The following is a 5,150-nucleotide window of genomic DNA, read 5'->3' on the forward strand; positions in this document are numbered from 1 at the left end:
GCCACCTGCAGCGCGCCCCACAGGATGCCGCCGCTGCTCATCCCCACGAACAGGCCCTCCTCGCGCGCCGCGCGCCGCGCGAGCGGGAAGGCGTCCTCCTCCCACACCTGGATCACCTCGTCGATGAGGGAGCGGTCGAGGTTGTCCGGAATGAAGCCCGGCCCCATCCCCTGGAAGCCGTGCTCGCCGCGCTCCCCGCCCGACAGGACGTTACTGCGCGCGGGCTCCACCGCGTAGATGCGCACGTCCGGGTTGTGACGGCGCAGGAAGCGCCCCACGCCCGTGATGGTGCCGCCCGTGCCGCTCCCGTACACGAAGGCGTCCACGCGGCCATCGAGCTGTTCCCACAGCTCGGGGCCCGTGGTGGCCTCGTGCACCGCCGGGTTCGCGGGGTTCGCGAACTGGTTCGGCATCCACGCGCCCGTCTCCAGGGAGATGCGCTGCGCCTCCTCGATCGCGGCGAGCATGCGCCGCTCGGGGTCCGTCAGGACGAGCTCCGCGCCGTACGCGCGCAGCGTGCGCTTGCGTTCCTCGCTCATCTGCGCGGGCATGCACAGGACGAGGCGGTAGCCGCGCGCCGCCGCGACCTGCGCCAGCCCGATGCCGGTGTTGCCGGACGTGGGCTCCACGATGGTCCCGCCGGGCTTCAGGAGGCCGCGCCGCTCGGCGTCCTCGACCATCCCGAGGGCCGTGCGGTCCTTGATGCTCCCCCCCGGGTTCTGCCCCTCCACCTTCACGAACACGTCCGCCATGCCGGGCTCCACGACACGTTCCAGCTTCACGACGGGGGTGTGGCCAATGTGCCGCTCGATCATCAGACGATCCTAGAGCATCTACAATCACCACATGCACCCCGAAGAGACGATCACGCCGAGTTCCGACGCGGCGGTGCGCGCGCATGACGGGCGATCGAAGTCGAACCCGGCTCACCACGAGCCGAGGGACGTGGACCTGCGCGTCGCCGTGCTCTCGGACGTCCACGGGAACGGCCCCGCGCTGGACGCCGTCCTCGCGGACGTCCGGGCGCTCGGCGCGGACCGCGTGGTCGTGAACGGCGACGTCGTCAACCGCGGCCCCGACGGCGTGGAGGTCACGCGGACCCTGCTGGGGCTCGACGAGCGGGTGGACTTCACGCTCGGCAACCACGACGCCCTCATGCGGCTGTGGTGGGACCGCGACCCCGAGATTCCCGGCGAGTGGTTCGCGGACCCCTTCTTCGACTCGTTCACGTGGTGCGCGCGGCAACTGCACGAGGCGGACCTGCTGGGCGTCCTCGACGGGTGGCCGATGACCCACCGGATCGAGGAGCCCGGCGCGCCCGTGGTGGTGTTCGCGCACGGCACGCCCGATCACTACCGCGAGGGTGTGGGCAGACGCATGGCCCCGGAACGCATGAGCGCCCTGCTCGAGGCGAGCGGCGCGCACGTCCTCGTAGGCTCGCACACGCACGTGCCCGGCCTGTGGGAACGCCCGGAGGGCCTCCTCGTGAACAGCGGCGCGGTCGGCGCGCCCTTCAACCGGGACGTGCGCGCCCAGTACCTCCTCCTCGACCTCGTGCGCGGCGCCTGGGTCCCCCGGATCCGTCACGTGCCCTACGACCTGTCCGACATCCTGCGGCGCTACGAGACGAGCGGCCTGCTGCGGGCGGGCAACCTCAGCGCGCACATCTTCCGCGAGGAGCTCAAGACGGCCTACCCGCTGTACGCGCGCTTCTGGGAGTGGACGGAGACGCAGGCGCGCCCGCGCGAATGGGCCGCGTGGGCGGAGTTCGAGCGTGACGTCGCGCCCGCGTTCCTCGTGCCGGGCTGACACGGAAGGGGCGCGCTCCCGCGAGCGCGCCCCGTTCCTCCTCCCGTTACTGCGCGGGGGGCATCAGCACGGTGTCGATGACGTGGATCACGCCGTTGGAGGCCGTCACGTCGGCCTGCGTGACGGTCGCGCCGCCGACCTTCACGGTGGAACCGTCCACCGTGACGGCCACGGTGGGACCCGCGACGGTCGTGAGGGTGGGGCTCGCCGTGACCTGCGCGGCGGTCTGCGCGCCCGCCACGACGTGGTACGTCAGGACGCGCGTGAGGGCCGCCTTGTCGGCCAGCAGGGCCTGCAGGTCCGCGGCGGGAATCTTCGCGAACGCGTCGTTGGTGGGCGCGAACACCGTGAAGGGCCCGGCGCCGTTCAGGGTCTCCACGAGGCCCGCCGCGTTCAGCGCCGCGAGCAGCGTGGAGAAGCGCGGGTCGGTCGCGACGATCTGCGCGATGGTCGTGGTGGAGGTCGTCGCGGTCGTCGTGGTGGTCGCGGCGGTCCCGGTGGCGGTGCCGGTCGTGCCGGCGCCCGCCTGCGTGTCCGTCGTGGTGGTCGTGCCGGACGCCGCGCCCGAGGTCGTGCCCGTCGTGCTCTGCGTGGTCGTGGTGCTCGTCGCGGGCGTGATGGGCCGCGCCGGGATCTGCGCGGCGGTGATGCCCGGCGTGCCCGTCTGCGCGGTCGTCGTGGAGGACGCGGTCGAGGTGGTGCTCGTCGTGCTGCTCTGGGTGGTCGCGGCGGGCGCCGCGCCCGTCAGGGTCGTGACGTCCACGTTCGGTGGCACGAGCACCGTGTCGATGACGTGCACGATCCCGTTGCAGGCCGTGACGTCGGCGCGCGTGACGGTCGCGTCGTTCACCATCAGCATCGTGCCGGGACGGCTGATCGTGAGGAGCTCCCCGCCGAGCGTCGTGGCGGAGTCGAGCCTCGCCGCCTGCGCGGCCGTGACGCGGCCGCGCACCACGTGGTACTGCAGCACGCTCGTGAGGGCCGCCTTGTTGTTCACGAGGGCCGTCAGCGTGCCCGCCGGGAGTTTCGCGAAGGCCGCGTTCGTCGGCGCGAACACCGTGAAGGGGCCCGCACCCCGGAAGGTGTTCGTCAGGCCCGCCGCGTTGAGGGCCGTGCCCAGCGTGCTGAAGTTCGGGTCGCTCGCGACGAGGTCCGCGATGCTGCGGCAGTTCGCGGCGGGCGCGGGCGTGGCGCTCGTGACGGGCGCGCCGCCCCCACCGAGGGCGGACGCGGCCCCTCCGATCAGCAGGGCGGACGTGACGGCGACGAGGACGGACGTTCTCGCACGTGAATCACTCATGATGCACTCCCTTTCGCGCCGATCTTAGCCTGACGATCTCGCGCGTCTGCTCGGAGAATCCTCATCCGTCTTGAGGATCGCCTTAGGAAGTCGCGCCGACCACAGTGACGGCGCGGGGAAGAGCAGGGAAGAGGAGAGGAGGGCGGCCCACGCGGGCCGCCCTCCTCTCACGTCACGGGGTCAGCGTCCGAAGTACTCCGGCAGGTCCTCACGCGTGATCAGCACGTCGCGCGGCTTGCTGCCCTGATGCTTGCTGACGACGCCCATCGCCTCGAGCATGTCCATCAGCTTGCCCGCGCGGGCGTGCCCGACGGACAGGCGGCGCTGCAGGCGCGACACGCTGCCCTGACCTTCCTCGATGCAGATCTCGGCGGCCTGCCGCAGGAAGGGATCGCTGAAGTCCACGTCCTTGCCGTTCGCCTTCGGGCCGTCCGCGCTCACGAGACCCTCGAAGTCCGTGCCGTAGGACTCCCCGAACCAGTCGTCGAAGACCTGACGGCGCAGGTAGTCCGTGATGCGTACCGATTCGTTCTCGCTGATGTACGGCCCCTGCAGGCGCATGGGCTTCACGAGGCCCGGCTGGTAGAACAGCATGTCGCCCATGCCGGTGAGGCGCTCCGCGCCGACCGCGTCGAGGATCGTGCGGGAGTCGTGACTGCTGGACACCGCGAACGCGATGCGGGCGGGCACGTTCACCTTGATGAGGGACGTCAGGATGTCCACCGAGGGCCGCTGCGTGGCCAGCACGAGGTGCATGCCCGTCGCGCGCGCCATCTGCGCGAGCCGCATGATGGCGCTCTCCACCTCCTTCGGCGCGGTGATCATGAGGTCGGCGAGCTCGTCGATGATGATCACGAGGTGCGGCAACTCGGGCTCCTGGATCTGGCGCATCTTCGCGTTGAACTGCTCGAGGTTCTTCGCGCCGACCTGACTCATCATCTTGTAGCGGCGCTCCATGTGCGCGACCGCGCCGAGCAGCACGCCCGCCGCGTCCGCCGGGTTCGTGATGACGTTCCGGACGAGGTGCGGGATGCCGTCGTAGGGCGTGAGCTCCACCATCTTCGGGTCGATCATCAGGAAGCGCAGCTCCGTCGGGAGGTAGCGGTAGAGCAGGCTCGCGACGAGCGTGTTCACGCACACGGACTTGCCCGAGCCGGTGGAGCCCGCGATGAGCAGGTGCGGCATCTTCGCGAGGTCCCCGACCATCATCTCGCCGTCGATGCTCTTGCCGAGGATGATGGGGAGCTTCGCGCGAGCGTTCACGAACGACGGGTGCGCCGCCGCCGCGTGGAAGGTGATGGGCTCGCGTTCGGCGTTGGGGACCTCCAGGCCGATGACGCTCTTGCCGGGCACGGGCGCCTCGACACGCACACCGCCCACCGCGAGGGCGCGCGCGAGGTCGTTCGACAGGGACGCGATGCGGCTGATCTTCTCGCCCGGGGCGGGCTCGATCTCGTAGCGCGTGACGGTGGGGCCGCGCGCGTAGTCCACGACCTTCGCCTGCAGGTTGAAGTGCGCGAGCGTCTGGTTGATGAGGTCGGCGCGGGCGCGCGCCATGGTGTCGAGCGACGCGGTGTTCAGCGCGGCGGCGGGGATGGGGTCGAGCATCGCGAGCGTGGGCACGGCGATGTCGATCGCGCCCTGAGCGGCGGGCGGCGTGGGCTCCACGCGGACGCGCTCCTGCGGACGGACGCTCACGGCGGCGGGCGGCGCGGCGGGACGCGCGGGGGCCGGGACGGGCGTGACGGGCGGCGTGGACGGAGCGGGCCTCGTTTCGGCGCGGGCGGCGGGCCGGAAGGGATCGTCGGCCTCCTCGAAGTCGTCGAGGGGAGCGTCACCGTCGTGGGCGCTCACCGCGATCGTGGATGGCGAGACGTGGACCGCCTCGGCGGCGTCCTCGTCCTCGGCGTCCCAGGGGAGCGTGGCGGCCGTGCGGTACGGCGACGTGAACGTCACGGGTTCGGGCGTGGTCTCCGGGGCGGGCGCCGGGCTGAGCTCCCCGGTCGCGGTGGTCGTCGTGGGCACGACCGCGCTCACGGGG

The 5,150-nt window shown here is 71.7% G+C and carries 4 protein-coding genes; 1 reads left to right on the plus strand and 3 read right to left on the minus strand.

The features are described 5' to 3' along the window. The coding region (gene cysK, locus DEIPI_RS0110240) for a cysteine synthase A (RefSeq protein ID WP_027481722.1) at window positions 1–815 on the minus strand (815 nt) is incomplete at its 3' end. Between the two features lie 31 nt (window positions 816–846). On the opposite strand from cysK, the gene DEIPI_RS0110245 reads away from it, so the two are divergent. Further along, on the plus strand, window positions 847–1,809 hold the full coding sequence (locus DEIPI_RS0110245) for a metallophosphoesterase family protein (protein WP_084474178.1): 963 nt from the start codon (window positions 847–849) through the stop codon (window positions 1,807–1,809). 46 nt (window positions 1,810–1,855) lie between these two features. Here DEIPI_RS0110245 and DEIPI_RS41350 read toward each other — a convergent pair whose 3' ends face one another. Further along, window positions 1,856–3,109, minus strand: a complete 1,254-nt coding sequence (locus DEIPI_RS41350; RefSeq protein WP_084474180.1) for a fasciclin domain-containing protein — start codon at window positions 3,107–3,109, stop codon at window positions 1,856–1,858. Window positions 3,110–3,289: 180 nt separating this feature from the next. Beyond that, window positions 3,290–5,150, minus strand: a 1,861-nt coding sequence (locus tag DEIPI_RS30080; protein WP_245588543.1) for a DNA translocase FtsK, incomplete at its 5' end; no start/stop codon positions are given.

Origin of the sequence: Deinococcus pimensis DSM 21231 (genome assembly GCF_000519345.1) — a bacterium.
Taxonomy (GTDB): domain Bacteria; phylum Deinococcota; class Deinococci; order Deinococcales; family Deinococcaceae; genus Deinococcus_A; species Deinococcus_A pimensis.

Bases quoted from the DNA above. Each gene is read 5' to 3' on its own strand.
- DEIPI_RS0110245 (WP_084474178.1), top strand. From the start codon at position 847: ATGCACCCCGAAGAGACGATCACGCCGAGTTCCGACGCGGCGGTGCGC.
- DEIPI_RS41350 (WP_084474180.1), bottom strand. From the start codon at position 3,109: ATGAGTGATTCACGTGCGAGAACGTCCGTCCTCGTCGCCGTCACGTCC.